The organism is Myxococcus llanfairpwllgwyngyllgogerychwyrndrobwllllantysiliogogogochensis (assembly GCF_006636215.1).
Taxonomy (GTDB): Bacteria; Myxococcota; Myxococcia; order Myxococcales; family Myxococcaceae; genus Myxococcus; species Myxococcus llanfairpwllgwyngyllgogerychwyrndrobwllllantysiliogogogochensis.
The window spans coordinates 1-1,225 of sequence record NZ_VIFM01000542.1; the positions used below are offsets into that span (position 1 = coordinate 1).

Genomic DNA, 1,225 nt, shown 5'->3' on the forward strand with positions numbered 1-1,225 from the left:
CTAAACCAGAGTTCGTGATTCGCGATCAGGCTGGGGAGCAGGCGGGCGCGGAGGAGGCGGGAAGAGGGAGCAGGGGCACCTCTCGTTCGGCTCTGTGTGCGCAGAAGACCTGAGAGCGAGAAGGCCCTGCCCGAGGGCAAAGGTAGGCAGTGGTTGAAGAGGAAGCAGCGCCAGGCGCTGCTTCGGTGGGCAGAGAGGAGTGGCTGCCCGCTCACCATGCGGCGGTGCATGGCGGTAGCGGCCGTGGGACGAGGGGACTCATGCAACGCCGCAGCCCGGGCGCTGGGCTGTGCCACCTCCACCGTCGTGTGCGCGGTGCGCCGCTACCGGGAAGCTGGGCGCGAAGCCCTCCGAGACAGACGGGCGGGCAACGGCCATCCCAAGGTAGACGGCCAATTCAGGCAGAGGCTGGAGCGAGTGTTGGCCGGCACGCCCGAGGACTGGGGCTGGTGCCGGCCCACTTGGACGAGGGAGCTGCTGTGTGTGGAGCTGCAGCGCCGGGGGATGCCTCGTGTGTCCGTGGCGACCATGGGCCGGACACTCGCCTCGCTCGGCGCCCGCCTCAAGGCGGCAAAGCCCATCGTCCAGTGTCCCTGGCCCGCGTGGAAGCGTCGCCGGAGGCTCTATGTGCTCAGATGCATGGAGGCGCACAAGCCCCCCGAGGAGCCCGTGCTCCACGTGGACGAGGTGGACATCCACCTCAATCCCAAGGTGGGGCGCGACTGGTGTCTGCCCGGGCAGCGCCGGGTAGTCGTGACGCCCGGCAACAACCAGAAGCGCTTCGTGGCTGGAGCACTGAATGTCCGGACGGGGAAGCTGACGTGGGTGGAGGGCAGGTCCAAGGCCAGCACCCTCTTCATTCAGTTGCTCTGGCGCATTGCGAGCCAGTACCGACGGGCTCGCCGCATCCACCTCGTGCTGGACAACGCCGCGGTCCACACCAGCAAGAAGACTCGCCGTGCCCTCGCGCAACTCGGCGGGCGCATCGTGCTCCACTTCCTTCCGCCTTACTGCCCCGAGGGCAACCGCATCGAGCGGGTATGGCTGGACCTGCACGCCAATGTCACCCGCAATCACCGCTGCCGAACCATGGCCCGGCTCATGGTGCGGGTGCATGCCTACCTCGCTGCTCGCAACGCCCAACGCTCTGCCAGTCCATCCCTGCGCCGAGCCGACCTCAGGCGTGCCGTCTGAGGCCGTTCGAGAATCACGAACTCTGGTTTAG

1 protein-coding gene is annotated in these 1,225 nt (G+C 67.7%); it reads left to right on the forward strand.

Going from position 1 to position 1,225, the window contains the following annotated elements; translation table 11 throughout:
- Positions 1-228: 228 nt before the first annotated feature.
- A complete protein-coding gene (locus tag FJV41_RS49185; RefSeq protein ID WP_141649514.1) occupies positions 229-1,194 on the forward strand; it encodes an IS630 family transposase in 966 nt (321 codons plus the stop codon).
- Positions 1,195-1,225: the final 31 nt, after the last annotated feature.

What these genes read in the sequence shown, in the direction of transcription:
- FJV41_RS49185 (WP_141649514.1), top strand. Translation starts at nt 229, where the DNA reads ATGGCGGTAGCGGCCGTGGGACGAGGGGACTCATGCAACGCCGCAGCC.